Source organism: Flammeovirga sp. OC4, assembly GCF_000812565.1.
Classification (GTDB): Bacteria; Bacteroidota; Bacteroidia; order Cytophagales; family Flammeovirgaceae; genus Flammeovirga.
Genome location: NZ_JTAM01000093.1, coordinates 1 through 26805 on the forward strand (window position 1 = coordinate 1; position 26805 = coordinate 26805).

Genomic DNA, 26805 nt, shown 5'->3' on the forward strand with positions numbered 1-26805 from the left:
TCCGTTTTGATGGGGTAACTATATAAAACTAGATAGAAGAATTGTATCATTAAGATAATAGGTAAAAAAGTAGAAGACTAAAATTATGAGATAATTATAGTCACCTACTTAAAGTGCAGAACCAAAAAGAAGGTATAAATAAAACTACTTATACCTTCTACATATATTATACTAACTCCATCTTACTAATATCTTTTATAAAATTGCTTTCTTCAACTTTATAGAAAGAGAAACATGATAAACACCCAATAAGATACATGTAATACCCGTAAGGGTAATGATTGTAAAACCTGCGAATACAGGGTTCCAGATCAATATCAACGAGAGAATCAAACCTACAACTCCCATAAACAATAGTGGGTCGTTTGATATCACTCCAAATCTTCTTAAGTCTTGTGAGAATGAAATTGTTCCTATGGCTCTGATCAAGAAAGTAAACCCAACATACATCGGTAATGTGACCATAGATATCGCGGGATTGTTGATCAAGAAAACACCTAAAATGGTATTCGTAAAACCAAACAGCAATTGCCATCCCCAACCTTTCATTGCTTTTCTATTCAATATTGAAAAAGTAATATCTGACACACCCACTATAATAAACGTAATACTAAATATAGTAGACAATGCAACATAACTTTCTATAGGAAATGAAAAGGTAAAAATGCCTGCAAAAATAAATAATGTGCCTGAAATAAGGGGAAGGTACCAATGTTTAATAGATTTTTCTAATGAGCTTGATTTAGTAGCATTCATGATTTCTGAGAGAATAATTTGTGCTTACTTTTAAGGAGTTCAGCTTTTCCTATAAATATTTATCGAATGACCGATGACACTTTGTTGTTCATTTTAGACAAGAACTCCTCACCTAATCTGAACGTCTTTGTCAAATACTCTTGAGTGTCTATGTTGATTTTCTCAATTTGAATTAAATCTTCTGTAATCATTTCTTCTATTTCCGTTTGAAGAAGATAAATGTCCAATAAGTTTTCCTGAAGTTTTAATTCTTTCTGACGCTCCGAAAGGGTATTGTCTTTTTGAACTTCTGCAATTTTCTGATATCTCATTTTATTAAAAACGTGACGTGTTATCACTTTTAATGAAACTTCTTCCACACCTTTTAGGATATCAAAGAACTCATTATTTTTCGTTGTTATTTTATTAAAGCTCTCAGAAAAATGAATTTCATTTTCGAGTAAGATATCATCTATTTTATTGGGTAGGTCTGCTGTATTGAATGGGAAAATAGAATGTGATTTTTGTATTGAAGTATTCATGATTTTTTGATTTAAGAGAGTTATTACTACAATACAAAGGTGGAGAAATGAGGGCTTTTCTATATTGCAGGGTTACCTAATTACATCTTTTAGGTAAATCACCTAAATACATTTCGCAAAAAAGGGGATAAAATATCCCCTTCTTTTTATAGGGAAAATATTAGTATCCCTATCTTTCTATAATTATTACTACTGTCTCTGTTTGATGATGTGCCTTGTTGATTTTCGTGATAAAAGTGACCACTGTCAAAAGCACAATGAATAGTATGATTTTCATGATCTTATTGAGAGCGTCTTTTGATATACCAGAGCTACGTCCTCACATATTTTCCTCTGATACATCACAAAGTTCATTTTTTTTAATTTTATACTTTATAGTCAATTACCTAAAAGAAGGAATTAGGTAGATTACTTAGTAATCGCCATCTCATGATCAATCTCTACTTCAGTGTAGTACGGAAATTCATTTACGATTTTTACCCATTGTCCTTCTTGAAGTCTTTCGTTGGCCTCTAGATCATTCAAAACACCAATAAGCTTTACATTTGCCTTGTTGTCCTTTCTTTTACAAAGCTGTTGGAGTGTTTCTCCTTTTTTAGCTTGTACAGCTATTATTTTATGCGTGTGAATTTGGCTATAATCCTTTTTTTCTAATGGTAATAACGTTTTGATTACATACTCAAAAGACTCGTCGTCCGGTTTATATGTAAAGCTTGTTATTTTGTAGACATAATTGTTGACTAATACCCAGCCAATATTTGCATACTTCTTCTCTTTATTTAATTCACCTTCAAAAGTCATCAGATAGCCATTCGTTTCTCTATTCGCAAAATATCCTTTAGAGATCATTGCATTTTTTTCATCTTCAGAAAGTTCTTCCATAAATGAAAGTGCAGCTTCCATAATATCCTTTTCCTCTTCTAGTGTCACTATTATTCCTTCCTTACCATTAGGGTTGTAACCACCTACAAAATCAGGTTGATTAACAAGATTCCAGTGTGCAGGAAAAGTAACTTTAAAATCAAAAACTGGATGCAAGAATGTTTGTTGATCCAATACTCCCTTGTACACACTTTCTCCAAAAAGTAATCCGTTAATTTTAGTGGAATAATTTTTTGTAAAAGAAGAGGAAGGTTCCTTTTCCATAATTGTAGATTGAAGGTCAATGGCATTGATTCTATCTGGAGTATAAGGATGGTCATTAAAGTAACTTTTTCGTTCTGCTTCCCCAGTCACTAATTCAATGGAAGTTGACATTCTATGTAAAATATCTTTTAAGGCTGATGGCTTATACCCTGATTTGGCAGCAAGTTCCATACCTTCCAAGTCTGCTTCAGTTTCATTTTTTCTTCCATGAGAAGCCATATATAGGGCATTGGTTGATTTGATGGGAGCATTGAAAATTGTTTCCAAATCCTTGCTTAAAATACCTAAGAGATTTCCGGGTACTTCCAGCAAGCGAGGTAAAATCCCTTTTTTAAATTGAGATACAGTATGCCTGTTATGAGAATGAATAATTTCATGTGAAATAATACAGGCCAATTCATCTTCAGTCTGAATGATAGGCAACAAGCCAGTGGTGATAAAAATATAGCCTCCCGGCAATGCAAAGGCATTCGGTTCAATATTTTCAACAATAAAAAACTGATAATCGAATTTCTTTTCTTCTAAGTTTCCTACCAGCTTTTGTCCCACACTATCCACATAAGCGGTTAATGCATGATCTTGATAAATACCCATATCTTTAATGACTTTTTGAGCGTATTCATGACCCACTGATTTATCAATTTCTATGCTCTGAGCATAACTGATGTTTTGTAAAAACAGTACTGTAATAATGATCGATAGAAAGGCAGATAGATTTTTCATGATGATTTGTAATTTCTGAGAGATAATTTTTGTAGATCAGAAGTAATTGATCTTATTACAAATCAGCTGAATTTTGAGGGTGATTAGGTGAGAAGAAAACCTAATGAATACGATTAGGTAAATTGCCTAAGTAAGTATTAAAATGCCTTTCCAATACCAACACTCAAAGAAAAAGTATCATAGCCTTCTTTTATATCATAAAAAAGACCTACCGGAATAGACCAATCTTTTCCTATATCAAAATTGTATTCCGTACCTACTCTAAAAACACCTAAATTATGGTGTTTCTCCAATTCAATACCTCCTCCTAGAAATATATTCCAGTGCGTTGTAATTGAATAAGCCAATACCCCTGCCACGACAAAAGCATGATCTCTGATCAATTCATCTCTATGAGGAATAATGTATCGCCCTAGTTCTATATCCATCATCACTCCTATTTCCAATTTGGGCTGTAAACGGTAGAGATAATCAAACCCAATTCCTGGTACAAAATGACCTTTATGGTTTAAATTATCCATGTTCGCTCCTTTGGGAATATAGGTTTGAGCTAGGGTGATAGAAATAAAGTGTTTATGATGATGAACTTGTTCTTGTTGAGCTAATAAAGATAAACTTGAGAATAAGAGTATTGATAAAAGAATTAGCTTTTTCATAATGGTATTTTAAGAGGAATTTGAGATTTTACAATGAAGAAAAGTGAACTTGTTTTAGCAAAAAAAGGAATGCCAAGTCTGACACTCCCTTTCAATATATTATGAATAATCTATATAAGTCTATTCAACCCAAGATGCGGCCGCTTGTCTTGGTGGGAATTCTTTGAATGTTCTCATATATTCTTTTACTCTTTCAACTGTTGGTGACATCAAGAACATGTGTTCTATCCAAAAATCCATGTAACCTGCTTCATCAATTGCTCTTTCAAAAGGATCCCTTCTAAGATTAATAATCAATGGTGCTCTTAACTTGGTGAAAGGTTTAATCCAAACATCCAATCCTTCGTGTTCTTGGATAGAGAACATAAATTTCCAATCTCCCATTCTCACTGCGGATAAATCACCACCATCCGTGAAGTAGAAGAAATCTTCTCTCGGTCCTTTTTCTTCCTTACCTAAGAAATAAGGCATGAAGTTGTAACCATCCAAGTGGACTTTATAAGTCATGTCACCTGCTTTGTGACCTTTTAATAATTTTTCCTTGATTTGATCATCACCTGCAGCCGCCACTAAAGTAGGCATCCAGTCTTCTAATGAAATGATCTCGTTTGAAACTTGAGGTTTAATTGTTCCTGGCCAGCTGACCATCATTGGTGCTCTGAAACCACCTTCCCAAGTTGTATTTTTTTCCCCACGGAAAGGAATCATACCACCGTCAGGCCATGACAATACCTCAGCTCCGTTGTCTGTAGTATACACTACAATTGTATTTTCTGTAATACCTAGTTCATCTAATTTATTCAATAACTGACCAACGTGTCCGTCATGTTCTACCATACCATCAGCATAGATACCTTGGCCTGTTTTACCATCAGCTTCTTCTGTAAGGTGTGTCACTACGTGCATTCTTGTAGAGTTGAACCAGACAAAGAAAGGCTCTTTTTCTTCATGTGCTCTATCGATAAAATCTAATGAAGCCGCTAAGAATTCTCTATCCACTGTTTCCATTCTTTTCTTCGTCAATGGACCTGTATCGGAGATACGACCATCAGCATAAGAGTGAATGACACCTCTAGGACCAAATCTTTCTTTGAAAGCTGGATCTTTTGGATAATCTGGATGTTCTGGCTCCTCTTCCGCATTTAAGTGGTAAAGGTTACCAAAGAATTCATCAAAACCGTGATTTGTTGGAAGGAATTCGTCTTTATCTCCTAAGTGGTTTTTACCGAATTGACCAGTAGCATATCCCATATCCTTAAGGATTTCTGCGATTGTCGGATCTTCTTTTTGGATTCCTAAATCATCACCTGGCAAACCTACTTTAGAAAGACCTGTTCTTTTAGCACTTTGACCTGTTACGAAAACCGAGCGACCGGCTGTACAACTATTTTGTGCGTAACTATCTGTAAATCGAATACCTGAATTGGCTATTCTATCAATGTTTGGAGTTTTATAACCCATCATGCCGTCATTGTAAGCACTGATGTTAAACATCCCGATATCATCACCAAAAATTACTAAGATATTCGGTTTCTTCTTTTGTGCCATTAACTGAGTGGAGAACAGTAGTACAATGACAAATAATGATAATTGTTTCATGAGTTTTCTAATATTTTAGAGAGATAACTTTTTTGTTTTTATGATCATTGATCACATTACAAAGGTGTAGGATTGTTCCTCCCTATAGATGAGTAGAAAACCTATTCAAAAAGTTTAGGTAAATTACCTAAGGCGAAAAAATGATATTGTGGATTGCTTATTTAGGAATTGAAAAATAAAAAGTACTGCCTTTTCCTAACTCTGATTCTACCCAAATCTCTCCTTTATGTCCATCAACTATCTTTTGACAATTGGCAAGTCCAATTCCAACTCCTTCGTATTCTTTGTCTAAATGAAGACGCTGAAACATTCTAAAAATTTTCTTTTGATTGTCTTCGGCGATACCAATACCATTATCTTTCACAGAAAAAACTTGATGATCACTTTCTTCTTTCACAGAAATCTCAACTTCTGGTTTATTATTTTCGGGCTGATACTTGATCGCATTGGTAATAAGGTTTTGAAAAAGCATTCTTATTTCTGATTCAGTACCTGTAATGCTCGGTAGTTCGTTTACCTCCAATGCTACCTGCTTATCGTCCAATAGTTTTTTGAGATCACTTCTTATTTCATCTAAAATAACATTACAGTCTATAGTGACGGTTTCTTTCTCACTTCCTAATCTAGAATACTCCAAAATATTATGCACCATTCCTTTGACACGGAGTGTAGAGGTACCAATATAATCGAGGATTTGCTTCCCTTGATCATCCAATAAATCTTTATAACCTAAGAGTAGCATTTCTACAAAGCTTGCAATAGTACCTAGAGGTTCCTGTAAATCGTGAGATGTGATATATGCAAATTCTTCAAGTGATTTATTTTTCTCCTCTAGAATAGCATTTTTCTTTTTCAATTCATTTTCAGCCTCTTTTAATGAAGATACATCTTCATACAAAATCATTAATTCATCTTTTGTCAGAGGAAATGCTTTTATACGATAGGATCTTTTAACATAATTTACTTTTTCATCTCCAAACTCAATCTCGCCGATATCAACAGGTTGCTGTGTTTCGATGCATTGAAGGTAAAGTTCAGGCAAACCCAATTCATATATTCCTGGAAACGCATCTATAAGCCTTTGCCCAATAAACTCCTGAATATCTACTCTTGCAGCTTTTTGGTTGGCTTTGTTTGCATAAACAAATTCAAAGTCCCTTGTTTCCTTATCTAGTAGTTTGAATACCACTAATGGTATGGGCAACTTTTCTAAAATATTTAATGCATTAAGCGTGTTTCTCATAGCAAGCGGTTTTATTGATGATTTTAGCTATTCTACGGTCCGAAAACAAATAAAAAGCTGTTATTATCCCACTGATACTGAAACAGTAAAATACTTTTCACTTAAAATGCAAAATGTTATTCGATTAGAATTTTAATAAGGAATTGTAAAGTAAAATGTACTTCCTTGATGCAACACTGACTCCACCCATATTTTTCCATTATGGTTTTGAACTATTTTGAGACAATTAGCCAATCCAATTCCCACTCCTTGATATTCTTGTTGAAGATGTAATCGGTGAAACATCTTAAAAATTTTCTGTCGGTCATTTTCTGCTATCCCAATTCCATTATCAGTGACACTAAAAATCCAATAACCTTGCTGATTATCTTCCACATTAATGCTCACTTCAGGTATACTACCTTTCTCTTGATACTTTATTGCATTACTAATTAAATTTTGGAATAGCATCCTCATCTCTGAAGCCGAACCATTCACTGAAGGGAGATTGCTAATATGTAATTTCACTTCTTTTGAATCTAATAGTGTCTTAAAGTCTTCCTGTATTTCTTGCACTAAAAGATTACAGTCAATATTCATTTTCTCTTTTTGAGTACCAAGTCTAGAATATTCAAGAATACTGATAATCATATTTTTCAGTCTTGTGGTAGAACTGCCGATATGACCTAAAATTTGCCGACAATTATCATCCATTCTTTCATCGTAAGTTTTCAGCAAAATTTCCACAAAACTCGAAATTGTATTTAAAGGTTCCTGAAGGTCATGAGATGTGATGTATGCAAACTCTTCTAATGATTTGTTCTTCTCTTTCAGGACCTGATTCTGATGTAAAAGTTTTTGTTCCGCTTCTTTTAAGGCTGAAATATCTTTATAAGTAACCATTACGGTATCTTCTGAAATAGGAGTTGCCTTACCAGTGTATGCACTTCTGTTCACATTTTTATCACCGTAAACTACCTCACCTACTTCAAGTGTTTTCTGAGTCATGACGCTTTCAAAGTACTTGTCTGCTAAACCTACTTCATATAATCCTGGAAAATTGGCACGTAGGTCAACACCTATAAATTTCTTCAAATCCACACCACATGCAATAATATTTGCTTCATTGGCATAGATTAATTTAAAATCCTGCTTCTCAAAGTCAGTGACTTTCAATACAAAAATTGGGGTATCTAACTTATCTAAAAGTTTGTAGGTATCTAATGCATCATACATGATATAATTCAACTGGTTATATACTACATAACAAAATATTTGAATAATAGTTCAATTTCATTACATGAGTGATAACTAGAATACTTATGCCATTTTTCAATACATTCTTCTGAAATTAGAAAGATATTCTTACAATCCATAAAGAGAACATAGAAGGGTAAAAAATAAAAACTTGTTCGTAAATTGTAAGCCAATTTAATATAAGACTATGAAAAAATTTGGTTTAATAGGATACCCTTTGGGTCATTCTTTTTCAAAAAAATACTTTACAGAAAAATTCCAGAAGGAAGGAATTGAAGGGTGCGAATACGAACTTTACGAGCTTGAAAAAATTGACATTTTCTCTGATTTAGTTTCCAACACTGAGTTAACCGGTTTGAATGTCACTATTCCTTATAAACAGGATGTTATTCCTTACTTAGATCGATTGGACCCTGCTACTGCCGGGAAAATCGGAGCAGTCAATGTCATTAAATTTGAGGAAGACGGCACAAAAACAGGCTACAACTCAGATTATTATGGATTTAAAACATCACTTTTAGAGTTTTTACCTCATACAAAATTCAAGGCTTTGATTTTAGGTACGGGCGGTGCTTCAAAAGCCATCAAAGTAACTTTAGAAGACTTGGACATTCCATATCAGTATGTTTCTAGAAATAGGACTGAGGAAAGTATTTCTTATGCTGATATTACAGAAGAGATTTACGCAACTCACACTTTAGTGATCAATACTACTCCCCTTGGCATGCATCCTAATGAAGGAATTGCTCCCAAGTTGCCTTATGAATTAACGACCGAGAATCATTATTTCTTTGATGTAGTCTACAATCCTTCAGTGACTGAATTTATGAAATTAGGGGCTGAAAATGGAGCAAAAACCTTAAATGGTTTGGATATGCTAATTGGTCAAGCGGAAGCTTCTTGGAAAATTTGGAACGGAGAGTTTTAATATTGAATTAATTCTTCATCAATAGATTTCAAGGATCAAAGTAAACAGATGTTTCGTGCACCACGACTGAAGTCATGGGCAAGTGATACTGACTCCACCAACACTAAAGTGTTGTCTTCGTTGCCAACCTTCAAGACTTTAGTTTTGATGAGGTTGACCTATCACCTACCCATAGTTTTAACTATGGTGTACGAAACATCCTTACATTTATTTTAATTTCTCATTGTTCTTATGTCTGTCAGCATCTCTGATCGATTTCTTTTCGAGATTCTTTTTTAATACCTCTGTCAAATCAATACCCGTTTGATTCGCTAAACAAACCAATACAAATAATACATCTGCCATCTCATCACCCAAATCCACTTCTTCGTCAGACTTCTTGAAAGATTGCTCCCCATATTTTCTAGACATTATTCTAGCTACTTCCCCCACTTCTTCCATTAAAATAGCCGTATTTGTCAGTTCATTGAAATAGCGAACGCCTGTAGTGTTGATCCACTCATCAACTACTTTTTGTACTTCTTCTAGTGTCATGATTTCTTATTTTATTTTGGGGTAAAATAAAGGAATTAAAAATTAACAATGAAGAATTAAGAATGAGAAATAACCAACGAAGAGATTTTTTTTCTTAATGTTTAGTATTTAGAAATCAGGAGATTTCTGATGATCTGAAGGACACGAATGACGCTAACGCTTAACATTCGCGCCAATGGACTTTCTACCTAATTCGTTTGGTAGTATTTCCTCGGCCTTGAAGGGAAAAGCGTTAAGAATTTCATAGATTGAGCTGTTAAAAATGATTTTCTTGTTTGAGCACAGCGAGAGAAATGGAATTTAGCTTTTACGTTCACAGCCTAGATTTTTTTGCTTCGTTTTTTCATCAATGGAAAAAATGAAGAGGACAGTAATTTGGAAGAGTAAAGATGAAATTATGTTACGCCCTATTTTGAAATTGGTCGCCGGATTGATTGAAATATTTGGGTATAAAAAAAGCCCTCAAGGGCATCAAATCATTATTATATTTCGACTCTCCACCGATTGGAAAGTCGGGTATTGTTTAAGCTCCTTGCTTAACCGTACCCTTTATCTCCTTAGAGATTGTTGCTGTTTTTGCTTTTGGCTCTGCTACCGTAATTTTTACAGGAAAGCCTGTTGGTGTTACTGTTATTATTGTTTTCATAATTTTAAATATTTATTTGTTTGTTTTAATTACTATTGGAAAACCTGATGGGGTTGTTGTGATTACTGTATTTTTCATAATTCTTTAAATTTTAATTATTGATATTGTTTTAATTATTTTCTGATTACTACTGGGTAACCTGTCGGTGTTATTGTTACGATTGTATTTTTCATGATTCTTTAATATTAATTGTTATACAAATTATTTTACTGTTTTGATTACAACTGGAAATCCTGTTGGAGTCATTATTACGATTGTGTTTTCTAGCTTATTCATTTTTCTTTTTGTTTAAATGTTTTCGATTTTGTTTTCATTATTATTACACGACAAAGGTGTAGGAAAGTTTCGAATTAATAAAGTGTATTTATACAATTAAAAGCTATATAAACGAAATATTAATAATGCTAATTTGTACACTTTATTATATTTTATTTCGATATTTAAACTTACAAAAGGAAAAAGAAATAGAAGTGTACACACATCATTTGTAGAATTGATGCAAGTGTCTGACAGTACACTTAATCGAAAATTTTAATGTTAATAAATTGTTAATGTTTTAATTCCTTGAATTTCTAGTAAAATCTCTTCAAAAATGTAACTCTTTGTAATTAAGTGACTTTTAAACGCTTTTTGTTATAACTACTGTCTTTGTATGACAAAATGTTTTTAGCCATTCCAGGAAAGACAAACATGTGCAATGGAAAAACTAAGTACCAATACAATCTTCCCCAAACTCCCAACGGTCTGAAAGTCGCTTTTTGCTCTAGCCACTGCTTCCCACCTTTGTTCTTGACTCTAAATTCCAACCAAGCCTCACCCGGCAATTTCATCTCTGCAAATAACAATAGTCTTTGATGCTTTTTATCGGCTAAGATCACTCTCCAAAAATCCAATGCCTCTCCTGTTTTCAAATCATACTGACTTCTTCGTCCCCTTCTTAAACCAACTCCACCAACCATTTTATCCATAAACCCTCGGATCTTCCAAAGCCAAGTACCATAATACCATCCACGTTCTCCACCTATCGCCCACACATTATCTAGTACTTCATCTACGGGGCGTTGGATTTGAAATTTTCTGAAGTCGACAAAACAGCCATATTTAGGTACTTGAATCATATCCAAGAAATCTTCACGCACTGGACCAATGATCGATTCTTTCCAACTTGACACCACTTCATTTTGAGCAATTTTCTGGAAAGCACTTTCTAATGCCTCTTCATAGGTCAATAACTTTATTGGAACGATCTTCTGAATTTCACTATCATTGCACACCACTTCATTCCCCATACTTTCTACTAAGCTCCTCGCTAATGAATAAGTCGTGGAAGTCACAAAATACAACCAATACGAAGATAGATTAGGTGTAAAAACAGGAACCACGAGAATTCGTCTTTGTAATCCTCTTACTTTTGCAAACTGCAAGAGCATGTCTTTATAATTCAATACATCCTTTCCTCCTATATCAAAAACCTTATTGTAAGCTTCTTCTTTGAGCATCACACCCATTAAGTAATCCATTACATTACGAATCGCTATGGGTTGGCATTTAGTCAAAAGCCACTTCGGAGCCACCATCACAGGAAGCTTTTCTACCAAATCTCTTATGATCTCAAAAGAAGCACCACCAGAACCAATAATTATTGCTGCTCTTAAAACCGTCAATGCACTCTGAGTCTCACCTAGTATATGTTCAACCTCAACTCTTGATTGAAGGTGTCTTGAAAGTTTCTTACAATTGGCTATTCCTCCCAAATAAATAATTTGCTGACATTCTGTAGTCTTGATAAAATCTCTAAAGTTGACCGCTGCTGTTTTCTCCATTTTCTCAAAATCTGCAAATGAGTTACTCATGGAATGCACTAAATAATAGGCGACATCAAAATCCTTGGGGATGTTTTCTAAAGAAGAGGCATCTAATAAATCACCTTTTACTACTGTTACTGAATCAAGAAAAGTATAATCAAAATCTTCAAAGTCAAAACGCCTTGGGTCTCTGCACACACAAATTACTTCATGTCCCGCCTCCACTAATAAAGGCAACAAACGTCTTCCTATATATCCTGTTGATCCGGTAAGTAGTATTCTCATAAGTGAAATAGTGTATTGGTGTAAAATATCAACAATAAAAGCATTCAAATTGTTATAGGCTCCTCTATTTTTTCCATTCCAATCTAATAAGTTCTTGATATAACTAAATGTTATCGTCCATAACTTTAAATTGTTTAATATCAAACTTTATGATTTTAGTTTTGTACTATCATAAACACAATTAAACAGATATGAATAAATTATTTTTATTTACCCTACTATCATTTATCATCAATACGACAATAGTAATGGGACAAGACAGTACCGCTGTACAAAACCCAGAAGAGGAAATTGATGCTAGTAATCCTCTCTCCAAAGGATTGAATGCTTATCAGATTGGGCGTTTTAAACCTAATCAAGTAGAGCTTCAAAACATCGTCAACTATACTACTAATAAGTGGTTTATCAGGGGGGCAATAGATTATACTAAACCCTATGATGGTCAGGTCTACTATGGATCTTCCAATTTTATGGTTTCCAGGCTATTTGAGTTTGCCAAGAACAATGAAAAGTGGAAAGTACAAACCGGTTTTGGTCTAGTAGTCTCTAATTCAAAAGTAAATGGATCTGCTATAGGTGTAAACTTTGTGGGGGTACAGACCAACGAGAAATGGAAGTTCGTAGAATTATTGACCTATCAATCTAATGGAACCATAGAAGCGCAATATGGTGCTTATTACAAATTCACAAAAAATGGGAATTGGGAAATCAGAACCCATCCAAGAATGTTATTCAATACACAAACAGGAGTACATGAAATTCCTGTCGGGGTTGGTTTAGGGCATACCGTAAGAGCAAACTCCTTTATGACCTATATCTATTGTGAGCCAGAATACGATCTCTATAATAATGAATACATAATTTATTCAGGGGTGAAATTCATTTTCTAAAAAAGAAGAAAGAGAACATCAATTTATTATTTAGAGAGGTACTATTATTAGTAATAAATCATTAACTTCTAGTCACATAGAAAACAGGTAGGTAAAATACCTACCTATTAAAAATGAGAATTTTACTAATCTAAACCCTTTCTATTCTTAATAAATTTGAGTGTTCTCTTTTCATTCTACGGAATAATAATTCTTAATGGAAAAACTTTGTTTGTCTTTAAACGTTATTTTGTTTAAGAACAAACAATTGATAACTTAATTATATTTACAAAATATTACTACCGTGACAGCATTAGAATCTATACAACAGTTACAAGAACAGATCTCCAAATCAATTATAGGCCAAGAGAAAGTGGTCAATCGAATTATTTCTTGTTTAATATCAGATGGTAACTTACTGTTAGAAGGTCTTCCTGGACTAGCCAAAACAAGGGCAATCAATAGTTTAGCAAAAAATATGGATTTAGGATTGAGTAGAATTCAATTCACTCCTGATTTATTACCTTCAGATATTACAGGTACAGAGATCTACCAAAGTCAAGGGGAAGAAAGCTTTGTGTTCCAGCAAGGTCCTATCTTCAACAACTTAATCTTAGCGGATGAGATCAACCGTGCTCCTGCAAAAGTACAATCGGCTTTATTGGAAGCGATGCAAGAAAGACAGGTAACTGTTGCGGGTAATACTTACGAGTTACCAAAACCTTTCTTTGTAATGGCTACTCAAAACCCTATTGAGCAAGAAGGTACATATCCTCTTCCAGAGGCTCAAATGGACCGTTTTCTAATGCACGTTATCGTGAATTATCCTTCTGAAGAAGCAGAGTTAGAGGTGTTACGTTTGGTAAGAAACGAAGAGAAATCTGCCGGAGAAAAGAAGGAATCTAAAGCAAAAGAAAAACTGCCAAAAGAGATTGTATTTGATGCTCGTAAAGAGGTACAAGAAGTACACGTTTCTGAGGCCATTGAAAAATATATCGTAGCATTAGTTTACGCTACAAGAACTCCTGAAAAATACAGCGAAGATTTAGCAAAATGGATCGATGTAGGTTGCTCTCCTCGTGCGACAATCGCATTAGACAAAGTGGCTAGAGTACAGGCTTGGTTGAATGGCCGTGATTTTGTGAAGCCGGAAGATATTCAAGAGGTGATCAAAGATGTATTCCGTCACAGAATTGTAAGCAGTTTCGAAGCCAACGCTTTAGGAATTTCTAAAGAACAAATCATTGATGAACTGATCAGTAAAGTGGCGGTCGCCTAATCTCTTTTCTTATGAGTAAATCAGAAAAAGAAAATCCAACATCGGGTTATGTCACCCTCCACGAATTGCACGGTATGCAGTTTGAGGCATCGGGCTTCAGCTTTTTACCAAAATACAAAGTGCAATCGCTTTTGGCTGGACGACATAAATCTGCGATGAGAGGAAGAGGTTTAGATTTCAAGGAAGTTCGTCAATATGTTGCGGGTGATGATATCCGAAACATTGACTGGAAAGTGACGGCACGTACTCAAAAAACGCATACCAAAGTCTTTTCAGAAGAAAGAGAACGCCCTGTTCTTTTAGTGGTGGATCAATCTTCTTCCATGTTTTTTGGAACGCAAAGCTATTTGAAATCAACAGTTTCCGCTCACCTTGCAGCACTTGGTGCTTGGAGAACGGTAGATGTGGGAGACCGAGTAGGTGCGTTTGTTTTCAATGATACAAAATTTGAAAATATCCGACCTCAGAGAAGTTCAACGGCCATTCTTTCGATGTTGAAAACCATAGAAGTTTACAACAATCAATTGAATGCCCAACAACCTCCTCAATCCAAAACGTTGATTTTGGAAAGCGTTTTTCAAAAAGTAAGAAGTACAGTCAATCACGATTACCTGATCGTTATTTTATCTGATCTTAGAGGAATTTCAGACAAAACCATTCATCATATTTTCAACTTGAAAAGACACAACGATGTCATGATTTTTCATATTGAAGATGACTGGGAAAAAGAACTTCCATTGAGAGCCATTTCCCTTTCCAATTCGGACCGTCAGGTTTCTATTGAAAACAGTATGAAAAAAGTCCGAGAGAAACATCAAAAGGCTTTTGCGAACGAAAAAGAAATGCTCACGGACCAGTTTGCTGAATACGGTATTCCGGTACTTACTTTCAACACCAACGAAAGACCAGCAGATCAGCTTCGTGATTTACTAAAAGACCATTAATTATGCCTCAAGATTCCTTACAGTTCCTAAAGGACTCTACACAGCTTGCCAGCGAAGTATTGGACTTTATTCCTCCGGAAAAGGTAGATATGTCTCCTACCGGTCCAGGATGGTATATCTTGGGTGGAATAGCCGTCTTATTGGTACTGATCGTAAGCATCAGAGAGTACAATCGCTACCTTAATTCTACTTACAAAAGAGTAGCGAATAAGGATTTAGATAAAATAATCAATCAAAAGTTATCCCTTCAGGAAAGTGTTTTTCAGGTGAATACCACCCTGAAAAGAGTAGCACTTACTTCCTATGACCGTGATCAGGTAGCACACTTGAGCGGTGAAGAATGGGTCGCTTTTTTAAATACACATTGGAAAAATAATTTTTCTGATAAAGAAAGTGATTTACTGATCAACGGAGCGTATATGAAGCCTTCTGCTGATCATGATGAAACACTGACACAATTGATTCAATCATCAAAAAAATGGATTAAAAGTCATGTATGAGTTAGCCTACCCGTGGATGTTTGCACTGCTTCCCCTGCCGATTCTTATATGGTGGTTAGTTCCTGCATACAAACAGAAAAAAGATGCATTGTACTATCCTAAGTTTGATGAATTGACAGACGCTACTGGTCTGAAACCTCAAAAAAGTGCGACAGTTTTAAAAAGAAAATGGTTTCAGTACCTCGTCAACTTTTTGGTTTGGTGTTGTGTGGTAACAGCAATGACCAACCCACAATACATTGGTGAACCAGCCAAAAAAGTAAAGAATGCGAGAAACATGTTGATCGCTGCTGATATTTCGATGAGTATGAATACTACCGATTGGTTTGATGCCGACGGAAATCGTATTACGAGATGGAAAGCTGTTCAAAATGTATTGACTGATTTTATAGATAAAAGAGAAGGTGACCGCATCGGTTTGATGATGTTTGGCAGTGACGTATTTGCCCTGCCTTTCACTCCTGATTTGGATATTATCAAACATACCGTAGATGAAACAGGTATCGGTATGGCAGGTCATAAAACAGCGGTTGGTAATGCCATTGCCTTATCCACTCAAGTTTTTGAAGCAGATTCTATTGATCAAAGAGTGATGATTTTACTGACCGATGGTCAAGACAGTGGTAGTGAAATTGTACCGATCACCGCTTCTCAGATGGCTGCCGAAGACAGCATTAAGATCTACACCATTGGTATTGGTACGAAGAAAAGTGCTCAATACGAATTGGATGATAAGACTTTGAAAATGATCGCTAAAAATACAGGTGGCGAATATTTCAATGCCGGAAATGTAGAGGAACTCAATACCATCTACGACAAGCTGAATGAAATGGAACCTATTCAGTTTGAAGATGAAGGCTACAGACCTACCCGTTTGTTGTTCTACATTCCATTGGGAGTTGGATTTATCCTCGCACTTTCATTGCAGTTTATCACCATTACTGTTCAATTTTTCTCATCACTTAACAGACGAAAATCATGAAAGAAATAGAAGCTTTTTTCGAAGGGTTTTCGACCAATATTCACTTTATAAGACCCGATTATTTATGGGCATTAGTTCCTGTAGGTATTCTGTTTATCCTCTCATGGATTTCCATTCGTGAGTCTGAAGGGTGGAAGAAATTGATCAACCCACAGTTATTGAATTTACTCCTGATCAAAGGCAATAAAAAGGGAGCTTGGTTTCCTAAAATGTTGATGATTTTTACAGCAAGTATCTTAGTCATTGCCATGGCAGGTCCTACTTGGAAAAGAGTAGACAAGCCAGGAAATCAAACCGAAGCCAAAGTAGTCATTGTACTCGATATGAGTAGATCGATGTTGGCAACAGATATTGGTCCAAGCCGATTGGAAAGAGCCAAAATGAAAATCAAGGATTACTTGAAAATCAATCAAGGGGTACAAACCGGTTTGGTGGTCTTTGCAGGTTCTGCTCACGAAGCACTACCTCCTACCAAAGATTACAAAACCTTCCGCTCTACATTGGATGCCTTAAGTCCGAGTAGTATGCCACTACAAGGAAGTAACTTGCCAGATGCATTAGATCTTACAGATAAAATCCTTGAAAATACAGATGCTCCAAGTTTTGTTTGGATCATTACGGATGATATCAATGCATCTGACGTGCAGGCTTTCGGTCAAAGAAGTAACACCAAAGATCAATACAACTTATTGGTATTGGCTACTCCTCAAGGGGCACATATTCCTACGTATAGAAATCGAGTTTTAAAAGATAAAAATGGCAAAGCAGTAACGGTTGGACTGAATACAGCTCAACTCCAAAATGCGATTGCCATGCCACATGTCAACCTTACGCCTTTTACATTGGACAATACTGATGTGGAGCTTTACGCAAAAAATATCCAAGACAATTTGGTCTTCACTAAGGATAGCACAAAAGCCGAAGAGGATTGGGTAGATGCAGGATATTACCTTTCGTTTGTCGTTGCGTTTTTCCTTTTATTCTGGTTTAGAAAAGGACTTTTAGTGCAATGGACTTGGATCTTACTCCTCCCCATGTTCTTTATCAGTTGTGACAGTATTGAGCAATTGCCAAAAGACGATTTAAAAGCCAAAGACCTTTTTTATACAAGAGACCAACAGGCACAAGAATTATTGGAAAAAGGAGATACAGCTACAGCGGCAGTGACTTTCTCAGATCAATCCCAAGCAGGTTACGCCTACAGTAAAATGGGAGATTATGAGAAAGCAGCAGATGCGTATGCAGAAGACATCACCGCCAATAATATGTATAACTTGGGTGTTTCTCAAGCCAAATTAGGCAACTGGGAAGCGGCACAAAAAGCCTTTCAGATGGCTTTGGATATCGATCCTCAATTCAAAGAAGCAGAGAAAAACCTCAACATTGCTTCTGAACAAGTTCGTATGATTAATATTCACATGTCAGAAGGCAGTAAGCTCAACGAAAAAGATCCTTTGAAAGGAAAAATATACGAACCTGAAGCCGGAGAACAAGAACAGGAATCTGCTCAACATTCCGACAGAAAAGGGGAAGGAGAAGGTGAGACGATTCAGGAAATGGGAGAAAAAGAAATCAATCCGACCATGGAAGAACTCTTGGAAATGCAGTTTTCTGAAACCAAACAGCAATCCAAAGCAAGTATGATCCGTCAGGTGAAATTGGACCCTTCGATGTACCTCAAAAAGAAATTTCAGTATCAGTACCTCACTGATGAAGACAAGCCTAAAAAATCAGATCAGTCATGGTAAGAAAAAGCATTATAATCGTACTGACGTTGTTTTGGGCATTGAATACTTACGCTCAGAAGAAAGTCAACCTGTTTACCACCACTACCATCAATAAGAAGGAAGTAATGGTCGGACAGCCTTTCAAAGTGAAGCTTTCCATCTACACCACGACTTGGTTTACGGAAGGATTGAACTTTGAGGATTTTCAACTGCCAAATGCTTTAATGATTAAAGACGGCAGAGCGATTCCTAACTCTTTGCAGATCGGCAAGTTTCAGTATTCAGGTGTGGAACAAACGTATTGGGTGTTTCCTTTTTCAGCTGGTGAAAACGTATTTCCTTCATTGGAATTGGAAGTAACTACCCCTGATCCGGGAGATTTTAAAGGGAAAAAACATACGATTCATACCAAAGAAAAGTCCATCAAAGTGGTTCCCCCACCTGTCGGTGAAGATCCAAAGTCTTGGCTAGTTGCTTCTAGTGTAAGAATTTCTGATACTTGGAATAAAGACTTGTCTCAAGTAAAAGTGGGTGATGTACTCAAAAGAACGGTGCGTATCACAGCAGGTAATACCCTTGGCCCGATGATTCCAGTGAGAACTTATGATTCATTAAACTGGGCTGGAGTTTATCCCGAACACCCGACAAACAGTAATTATAATAAGGACAATTACATTTCGGGTACTCAAACTCAAGTGATCACCTACCTTGTGCAAGAAGCAGGCGAATTTGAAGTGCCAGGAATTACAGTTCGATACTATAATCCTTACACCAAAAAGTCGAAGGATATTTCTTCAAAAAACAGAACCATCACCATTGAAGAAAACCCCAACCTGAGCATGTTGCAATCACTTCAGGACAGCTTGAATAAACTCAATCAAGTTCCGGAAGAAGTAGATACAACTCCTAAAAAAACATGGAGAGATTACGTACCTCAGCATTGGGAATATATCCTTTTAGGTTTAGTGATTCTTTGGCTACTGTATAAATACAGACCAATCACCAAAATCAAAAAGAAACTGGAGGATATCCGTTCGACTTCCACTTACAAGGAAAAACAAGCTTACAATAAGTTAAGAAGCGATATCAAAAAAGGAAATATTGAACAAAGCATTCAAAGTTTCTATCAGTGGATCAATACCCTGCCCAATCAAAGTGTAAGCAACTACAGGGAGACACTTTACCAAGCTGTATTGACACATAAGCTGAGTGATTTGATCTCTGAAATTTCCGATATCAAATACAGTCAAGGTGGAACGATGATTCCGAAAAGCCTTCAAAATGCCTTATTGAACCAATTGAATTGGGACCGGAAAATTATTCTTCAAGTGAAAAAGAAGAAGAGTTATAAGGAAAGGAAAACGAAGCGTTTGAAGGAGTTGAATCCTTAATCATAGAAGAAAGGTTCTTGCAGAGATGTGGGAGCCTTTTTTGTTTTTCTTAGAGCAATGTACTTGAACATAACTAAAAACAAACTAGCTTTAAATATTAAAAAAATATCTGAAATACTATGACAAAAGTAGATCCTAGCAAACATTGGCTTTCATTTTTAGAATGGATTAATAATTTATCTAGCTTAAATATTTATCGAGGTGTTAGTGATAGAGAGTTTCTTCTCGTACCATCCGTCGGACGTCATGATAACTACACTTTAAATAATGAAATAGATCTTTTTGAAAACTTTAAGTTAAAAGCTAATATGTTTACAAAAGGTTCTGATGACTTTGAATGGTTAGCATTAGCTCAACATCATGGTCTGCCAACACGACTATTAGATTGGACTTATAATCCACTTATCGCAACTTACTTCTCAGTAAGAGAAAATAAAGAAAAGGATGCAAGAATTTATTCATTACAGCCTAATCATGAAAACTTCATCAACCCAAAAATGGAGAACTCTCCTTTTTCAATTCAAAATATTAAATTTATTAATCCTCCAGTTTCTACTCGTAGAATTGAATTACAGAAGGGATTATTTAGCATACATCCATTACCTCAAAAACCTGTAATTATTTATAAAAACCACTTAATTGAAATGGAATATGCTCACCATGATTCCAATCGGGCTATTTTAACTAAGAATGTATTTAAACCTCTAACAAATAAAAAAGAATTATTTCAGTATCAAGAAGATTTTTATGAATCCAATCGTAGTGATAATCACTTCAATATTCCATCATATTGTAAAAATTCATTTGAAGAAAATATAAGAAAATTAGGAATAGATGAAATGATATTCGGTGACATAGACTCCATTGCAGAATTACTAAAATATCAGTTAGATAAAAAAATAATTAAAAACACATCTTCTACTAAGTTTAATTATGCACATCCAATAATATCTCGAAAAATAGAAAGTCACATTATCGACTTTTTTAAAAACAATCCGACAAAACTTATTTTTCACAATAACAAACAAGTAATAAATTCATCTATCAATGTCAATATTAAAGAATCAATAGAAAGTTCTTATAATATCAAATACATAAAAGGAAGTATGTTTTTTCGATTGATACCAAACTTAAAAAAGAGTGATACTATTTTTCTCAACTTTAATAAAGTGAGTCAGAGAAATAGAATAATCACAAAAATTAGCAAAGAGGTCTTCAATGAAAACAATATTTCAGAAGGGCTCTTATATATCAATTTCTCATGTAAAGTCTTATTTTCTGGGTCTTATGAGAACCTTAACATTTCTGATTATAATCTGGAATTAGATTCTCATACTAAAGAATATCTTGATAATTTAAATATCAGCTATGATAAAGCTATAAAACAGTACCAATCTATTATTTCAAAGGTTAATGAAAAATATTTAGAGAATATTGATTTGGATTCTCAAGAATTCACTGAATTAATTGGATCCCTAAAAGAGCAATTTTAGTCTTCTATTATCTTCATAAAATAGCAATAAGAAAGGTTATTACAGAGATGTGAGAGCCTTTTTTCTTAAAAAAACTATAATGGTTTTTAGAAATCAGGAGATTTCTTTCATCTATACGACACGAATGACGCTATCGCTTAACATTCGCACCAGTGGTCATTCTACCCTTTTAATTTGGTAGTACACCATCGGCCTTGAAGGGAAAAGCGTTAAAAATTTCATGGAGTGAGCCGTTAAAAATGATTTTCTTGTTTGAGCGCAGCGAGTTTAAAATCATTTAGGCGAGAGGAATGGAATTTAGCTTTTGACTTCTAAGCCTAGCTTTTTTTGCTTCGTTTTTTCAGCAATGGAAAAAATGAAGAAGAAGGAAGTTTGGAAGTAGAACATAGAAAGTTTGCAGGTAACTCTTTTGAAAGTTAACCGCTTGCTAACCCACTAAAACTAAACAAATATCAATTCATAATTATAACGATTTCATGTAATTCATATCCCAATTTGTGTAAAAAGAAGCTTGCTAAAACCCACATCTTTGCATTGTTCAAAAACAATAAAGAAACCCCATTAAAATATGAACATTATTTCACAAGCATTGCAATTCTTTAAATCATTAATCCATGATTTAACATCAAGTACATTATTAGAAGGAGATTATTATGATTCAGTAGATTAATCAAAAACCTTCAAAAAATAAAAAGTAATAGATATTGCTCTTATTCCTTTCTGAAGGAGTAAGAGTTTTTTTGTTTTACATTTTAATGCTGATTTTTGTTCTCTGAATAGATTCATCTATCTTTAAACGAGCTAGAAATCAGTCTTTCAAGGCTAAGACTTTTTAATAATAAATATGCAAGCTAACAAAATCATCTCCTTCACTTCCTCTTGGAAAAACACCATTTTCATTACGCTTATTCTATCCGTTTTTATAAGTATTATTTTGATATTGCTTCAACCTTTTGATACTTATACTTACAATGCTACCTACAAAAATTTGAAACTTGCCGGCTATAGCTTATGTGTGATTATACCCTTATTGAGTATACATGCAGTTGAAAAAATATGGTATAAGAAACACGATCAAAAATGGAAGCTTCTCAATGAGGTGCTTGTCCTTACTTTCGGTTTTTTCTTTATCAATTTGTTGTGCTATTTGTACAACTGTTATGTGATGAATGATGTTCAACCTACTTTGGCAGGACTGATCTATTGGAATATTTATTATGGCTTGCCATTCGCGTGTATCTTCATCACACTTTGGGCTTACTTACGCTTCCGGTTTGGACAGATTTTGATGAGTGAAGAGAAAATAGAAAACAAACTGATCAGTATAGAAGGGGCTAATGCCAATGAGCAAATTCAATTTGAATGGGATGAGTTTGTCATGGCGAAATCTCAATCAAACTATATTGATATTTTTCTCTATACAAAAAATGGTGAACAGCAGAAATTTACATTACGAAGCACATTAAGTAAACTTTTTGATCAACTGCCGATGGCTACTCAAGTACATCGTTCTTTTTTAATCAACACTGTTTTCATCAGCGAACTCAAAGGAAATACTAGAAAAGGTGCCGCCGTTTTAAATCACATAGAAATGGAAGTTCCGGTCTCACCAAAATATTTCTCCGCATTGAAAAAAGAGCTTCAATTTCATCCCTAACCCTTCAAAAACAGCCCTCAGAGTTCAATTTCGCCATTTAAACTTCAAGCTCATCACTCCCATTTTTTCATAATAATTCATTGAAATACCTTTGAATCAGTGTTTAATCAAAACGAAATTATTATGAAATCTATCACAGTATTATTCATCGCTTTATTTATTACTTTCTCTTCAATTGCTCAAGAAAATAAGTCTGAACACAAAGCCTTTCTTGATAAAGTATTTCAACTATTAGAACAAGGAGTGGCCAATCCAAGATGGTTAGAAGAAGACAGTTTTATCAAATTTAAGCATCATATGTACGCTGAAGAAACGTTGAAACTTGACGAAAAAGAATTTTATTTAACTTTCAACAGACAGTGTAACACACTTTCTTTTACGCACTTTTATCTTAAAAAAGTAAAGCCTACGACAACAACATCAAAAGGTGAAATAGAAAAACTGTCATGGAAAAAACTGAACGATTCTACCGCTTATCTTGATGTTCGTTCTTTTGCTGGAGGGGCTCGTCAAATGTATCAAGCACTTCAAGAAATTGGAACAGATACTTTCGAAAATTTAATTATTGATTTAAGAAACAATGGAGGAGGTTCGTTGGATGCTCCAGTTATTTTAGGTCAATTTTTAACACCTAATCCTATCGACGCAGGGGTTTACCTCACTAGAGGATGGTATGCAAATCACACAAAACCTGCTACAGCTGAGGAGATCACGTCCCTGCCCTTTTTGATGGATTTCACTTATGCAGGCATTTCAAAAATGTTTATGGAAAACCCTGCCTTTAGAATGGTGGTTCCTTCTCACAATAATCCAACTTATAAAGGAAAAGTATATGTACTGGTCAATGAAAATACAGCCAGTGCGTGTGAGCCATTGATCTACTTACTCAAAGAACAAAAAATTGCCACATTGGTAGGTACACAATCAGCAGGAGCAATGCTAAGTGGAGCTTCATTTGAAGTGAATGAGCATTTTAATGTCTTTATTCCCATTGCAGATTATCAGACTTACAATGGTTCAAGATTGGATAAAGTGGGTGTTGCTCCTGATATTTATACTGAATCAGACAAGGCACTTGAATATGTATTGGAAAGTATCGATTTGAAATCGAAGTAATGCCATCATATTCATTCAAACTCCTCAATAAGTACGTTCGATTTTTGTACTTATTGAGGTATTTCTAATTAAACTAAAGTGTAATTATAAAAACAGTCTAAACATCAATCGATAAGAGGAATATTCAGAGTTCACTAACTTTCTTGAAAAACAACCCACCTGCAGTTTATTCTTGATTAACATATAGTTAAATTCCACTTCTCCTCCATAATCAAAACTCTGCATAGTGGTAAAGTCATTTTGGATGAGCATTGGTGTCACCAGCACATAGATCTTTTCGGAAATATTAATGGAGTTCATCAATTGGAAAGTCATGCCATGTCTCTCAATGTTTTTTGTACTTCCTTCTACTAAATTAGGATCGGCAAACTGATATCGATAGGATAGAATTGGCCAAATAGAATAGGTATCACTGACCATAATACCCGCTATAATACCCGGTGAAATACTCCAGTTACCAGAACTGATACCTTCCACTCTATTTCCCAATGGAACAAAAATATCCATTGCAATACCTAATCCACCAAGCGTTTTGGAATAATCTGTATGAGGAACATAAAAAGTTCTCAACCTTAAATCTCCCATGCCCACTTTCTGAGTGTTATGATTATAAAGTAAAGGTACTTCTAATGTTGTCTGAAAATCACTTACAGCATAACTCAAGTTAAATCGATACCCGGTTAATTGTGTGCCATCTTTAAGGTTCGTAAGTTCAAAATTGTTATTTATCCTTGTGTAGACATTAGTAGGCTTAGATGGATCGATAACCTTATCATCTGATTGTGCAAAGCTATAATTTACCCCAGCTAATACTAAACATGCGATATATTGAAATATTCTTTTCGTTCGACTCATCTATTCTAGAATTTATAAGCGATTGAAAATACGACCTTATTACATCGCGTAACTTGGTTGGGTTGTAGGTCGTAGATGTATTTTCCATTGAGAAATAAGTGTTTTCCAACAGGGTGTGAAGTATCTATACCTATTCCTCGTGTCCCTGAAATATCATTGAATAATGTCCTCCCTTCTATAATTTCAGGAGAAGAATTTGTATTGTAGTAACCAAAAACCCCCACAGTACTTCCATTTCTAAAATGCCTAGAAACATTCGCTTCAAAAACCATTGCACTACCTAAAGTACGTCCCAATTCAGGCCTCGCTATTCTATGTTCGTAGGTTACCCCTCCATTTATTGAGTATTTCCCATCTAAAATATATTGCGTTGCTTTAACTGAAATTAGATGAGCATCGACTGGTAAATCTCTTCCTATTAAAGCCGAATAACTTCCTTGTAATTTAGTGTTACCTAGATCCCAGGAAAGCTGAAGGGGAGTAATATAGACTACTGGAAAAAAATGCTGCTGATAATTTCCATTCATCAACATAGGCTGTGCAATCATCATAGAATATTTTGCTCCAAAAACATCCCAACCTGTATTCCAAAGTAAAGAAGCCGAAGCAAAATTTAAATGCTTTGAATGTAATGATGCTACGCCTACAAAAACACCATCTCCTGTATATGTTGCAGCATGAGCATTTGTTCCTCCTCCCAATGAAGGGATTGACATTGAAGGTAACATGGGTACTTGAGCATAAATACTCAAAGAGGATAAAAGTAGCAATGCTCCTATAATAAATTTCTTAACCATTTTTCTAATCGTTTAAGTGGATTCATTATGAGAAGGGCAAAAAAAAAGAATTACCCTAATTCCGTTTTACTGGAATAGAGTAATTCTTTGCAGTATCGGTGTTTATGTTGTTTTACCTATTTCAATCTTTTCTTCAAATATATCAAAGCTTCTTGGTTGGCATTCTGAGCATCTGCTTCTACATATCTATCCGAAGAAGGGTTTGCGAAAGCATGATTCGCTTTATACATTTTTACCGCTAAGCCTTTATCAGCTTCCTTCATATGAGCTTCAAATTCAGCGACAACTTTTGGATTGATCCATTTATCTTGCTCACCAAAAATACCCAATACATCACAGTTCAATTGAGATAATCGGTCTACATCTTGAACTGGCATACCATAATAGATCACACAACCCACTGCTTGTTTTTTTAAAAGTAAAGCGGATTGAAGTGACCAGCCTCCTCCAAAACACCATCCAATAGTCGCTATTTTGGCATCTTTACCAACATATGCTTGAGCACCACTTATAATTGATGCCGCTCTATCCGGATCACAAGCCTTCATATATTTACTCGCTTCTTCTCTTGTTGTTCCCACTTTTCCGTCATACAAATCCAAAGCAATGATATTGACATTTTTCAATTCCTTTGACAAACGATCAGATTCATTTCTCACGTAATCATTCAATCCCCACCATTCATGAAAGACAAAAAGATATTTGTTGGACTTCTTTTTTGAAGGAACAAAATAAGCTTCTCCTTTCGCTCCATCAGCCACATCAAAAGAAATTCTTTTTCCCATAAATTCCTGAGTATTGAGTTTTCTTGTCATGGCATGAGCATTTCTGAATTCGACCTCATTCGTAAACAAAGCAAATTTTCTCACGGCCTCTACATCTGCATGGCATAGTACCACTTTTTCAGGTTGAGAAGGGGTATGTAGTGCCAATAGTGCTGACAGTCCACTCAAGAGTAATAAAAGAGAGATAAATGTTGTGTTTTTCATTGTGTTTAAAAATTGTTGGTGTTGATAGCGTTATTATTCATTTTCAATATAACTTAAAAAAATAATGTTTGTTTTAATGCCCTCTCTTGGTTATTAAGGACAAATTCAAAATTATCTAATACTAATTC

At 34.9% G+C, this 26805-nt stretch carries 24 protein-coding genes; 11 read left to right on the forward strand and 13 right to left on the reverse strand.

What is annotated here, in order from left to right; all coding sequences use genetic code 11:
- Positions 1-195: 195 nt before the first annotated feature.
- The 7 genes from PL77_RS27330 to PL77_RS27360 form a co-directional block, all read right to left on the reverse strand.
- On the reverse strand, positions 196-756 hold the full coding sequence (locus PL77_RS27330; RefSeq protein ID WP_044212541.1) for an HdeD family acid-resistance protein: 561 nt from the start codon (positions 754-756) through the stop codon (positions 196-198).
- 59 nt (positions 757-815) lie between these two features.
- A complete protein-coding gene (locus tag PL77_RS27335) occupies positions 816-1277 on the reverse strand; it encodes a hypothetical protein (RefSeq protein ID WP_044212544.1) in 462 nt (153 codons plus the stop codon).
- Between the two features lie 408 nt (positions 1278-1685).
- Positions 1686-3146: a M48 family metalloprotease gene (locus PL77_RS27340; RefSeq protein ID WP_044212547.1), complete on the reverse strand. Its 1461-nt coding sequence runs from the start codon at positions 3144-3146 to the stop codon at positions 1686-1688.
- A gap of 137 nt (positions 3147-3283) precedes the next feature.
- Positions 3284-3802, reverse strand: a complete 519-nt coding sequence (locus PL77_RS27345) for a hypothetical protein (protein WP_044212549.1) — start codon at positions 3800-3802, stop codon at positions 3284-3286.
- 120 nt (positions 3803-3922) lie between these two features.
- Positions 3923-5401, reverse strand: coding sequence for an arylsulfatase (locus tag PL77_RS27350; RefSeq protein ID WP_044212552.1), 1479 nt, complete (start codon positions 5399-5401; stop codon positions 3923-3925).
- Between the two features lie 157 nt (positions 5402-5558).
- On the reverse strand, positions 5559-6644 hold the full coding sequence (locus PL77_RS27355; protein ID WP_052444781.1) for an ATP-binding protein: 1086 nt from the start codon (positions 6642-6644) through the stop codon (positions 5559-5561).
- Positions 6645-6776: 132 nt separating this feature from the next.
- On the reverse strand, positions 6777-7859 hold the full coding sequence (locus tag PL77_RS27360) for an ATP-binding protein (RefSeq protein WP_052444782.1): 1083 nt from the start codon (positions 7857-7859) through the stop codon (positions 6777-6779).
- Positions 7860-8067: 208 nt separating this feature from the next.
- Between PL77_RS27360 and PL77_RS27365 the strand changes: the two genes are divergently transcribed.
- Positions 8068-8808, forward strand: coding sequence for a shikimate dehydrogenase (locus tag PL77_RS27365; protein WP_044212556.1), 741 nt, complete (start codon positions 8068-8070; stop codon positions 8806-8808).
- A gap of 207 nt (positions 8809-9015) precedes the next feature.
- Here the strand turns inward: PL77_RS27365 and PL77_RS27370 are convergent, their stop codons facing one another.
- From PL77_RS27370 to PL77_RS27375, 3 genes are all read right to left on the reverse strand, one after another.
- Positions 9016-9342, reverse strand: a complete 327-nt coding sequence (locus PL77_RS27370; RefSeq protein WP_044212558.1) for a nucleotide pyrophosphohydrolase — start codon at positions 9340-9342, stop codon at positions 9016-9018.
- Positions 9343-9865: 523 nt separating this feature from the next.
- Positions 9866-9988, reverse strand: coding sequence for a hypothetical protein (locus PL77_RS32500; RefSeq protein ID WP_256380357.1), 123 nt, complete (start codon positions 9986-9988; stop codon positions 9866-9868).
- Between the two features lie 608 nt (positions 9989-10596).
- Positions 10597-12222, reverse strand: coding sequence for an SDR family oxidoreductase (locus tag PL77_RS27375; RefSeq protein ID WP_371199295.1), 1626 nt, complete (start codon positions 12220-12222; stop codon positions 10597-10599).
- 47 nt (positions 12223-12269) lie between these two features.
- On the opposite strand from PL77_RS27375, the gene PL77_RS27380 reads away from it, so the two are divergent.
- From PL77_RS27380 to PL77_RS27425, 10 genes are all read left to right on the forward strand, one after another.
- Positions 12270-12968, forward strand: a complete 699-nt coding sequence (locus tag PL77_RS27380; RefSeq protein ID WP_156152572.1) for a hypothetical protein — start codon at positions 12270-12272, stop codon at positions 12966-12968.
- A gap of 283 nt (positions 12969-13251) precedes the next feature.
- Positions 13252-14226, forward strand: a complete 975-nt coding sequence (locus tag PL77_RS27385) for a MoxR family ATPase (RefSeq protein ID WP_044212563.1) — start codon at positions 13252-13254, stop codon at positions 14224-14226.
- Between the two features lie 11 nt (positions 14227-14237).
- Positions 14238-15170, forward strand: coding sequence for a DUF58 domain-containing protein (locus tag PL77_RS27390; protein ID WP_044212566.1), 933 nt, complete (start codon positions 14238-14240; stop codon positions 15168-15170).
- Positions 15171-15172: 2 nt separating this feature from the next.
- Positions 15173-15670: a DUF4381 domain-containing protein gene (locus tag PL77_RS27395; protein WP_044212569.1), complete on the forward strand. Its 498-nt coding sequence runs from the start codon at positions 15173-15175 to the stop codon at positions 15668-15670.
- Complete coding sequence (locus tag PL77_RS27400) at positions 15663-16652, forward strand: VWA domain-containing protein (RefSeq protein WP_044212572.1); 990 nt, start codon at positions 15663-15665, stop codon at positions 16650-16652. The genes PL77_RS27395 and PL77_RS27400 overlap by 8 nt, the downstream gene beginning before the upstream one ends.
- On the forward strand, positions 16649-18400 hold the full coding sequence (locus tag PL77_RS27405) for a VWA domain-containing protein (RefSeq protein WP_044212575.1): 1752 nt from the start codon (positions 16649-16651) through the stop codon (positions 18398-18400). Before PL77_RS27400 ends, PL77_RS27405 begins: the two co-directional genes overlap by 4 nt.
- Positions 18394-19770: a BatD family protein gene (locus tag PL77_RS27410; RefSeq protein ID WP_044212578.1), complete on the forward strand. Its 1377-nt coding sequence runs from the start codon at positions 18394-18396 to the stop codon at positions 19768-19770. Before PL77_RS27405 ends, PL77_RS27410 begins: the two co-directional genes overlap by 7 nt.
- Before the next feature lie 119 nt (positions 19771-19889).
- Positions 19890-21263, forward strand: coding sequence for an FRG domain-containing protein (locus tag PL77_RS31135; protein WP_052444783.1), 1374 nt, complete (start codon positions 19890-19892; stop codon positions 21261-21263).
- Between the two features lie 844 nt (positions 21264-22107).
- Complete coding sequence (locus PL77_RS27420) at positions 22108-22920, forward strand: LytTR family DNA-binding domain-containing protein (protein ID WP_044212580.1); 813 nt, start codon at positions 22108-22110, stop codon at positions 22918-22920.
- Positions 22921-23043: 123 nt separating this feature from the next.
- Positions 23044-24036 (forward strand): S41 family peptidase, encoded by a 993-nt coding sequence (locus PL77_RS27425; protein WP_044212582.1) that lies wholly within the window; start codon positions 23044-23046, stop codon positions 24034-24036.
- Between the two features lie 84 nt (positions 24037-24120).
- On the opposite strand, the gene PL77_RS27430 is transcribed toward PL77_RS27425, so the two are convergent.
- The 3 genes from PL77_RS27430 to PL77_RS27440 all read right to left on the reverse strand — a co-directional run bounded on the left by PL77_RS27430 (position 24121) and on the right by PL77_RS27440 (position 26677).
- Positions 24121-24891: a hypothetical protein gene (locus PL77_RS27430; RefSeq protein WP_044212583.1), complete on the reverse strand. Its 771-nt coding sequence runs from the start codon at positions 24889-24891 to the stop codon at positions 24121-24123.
- A gap of 5 nt (positions 24892-24896) precedes the next feature.
- On the reverse strand, positions 24897-25688 hold the full coding sequence (locus tag PL77_RS27435) for a hypothetical protein (RefSeq protein WP_044212585.1): 792 nt from the start codon (positions 25686-25688) through the stop codon (positions 24897-24899).
- Positions 25689-25804: 116 nt separating this feature from the next.
- A complete protein-coding gene (locus PL77_RS27440) occupies positions 25805-26677 on the reverse strand; it encodes a dienelactone hydrolase family protein (protein ID WP_044212586.1) in 873 nt (290 codons plus the stop codon).
- Between the last annotated feature and the right edge of the window lie 128 nt (positions 26678-26805).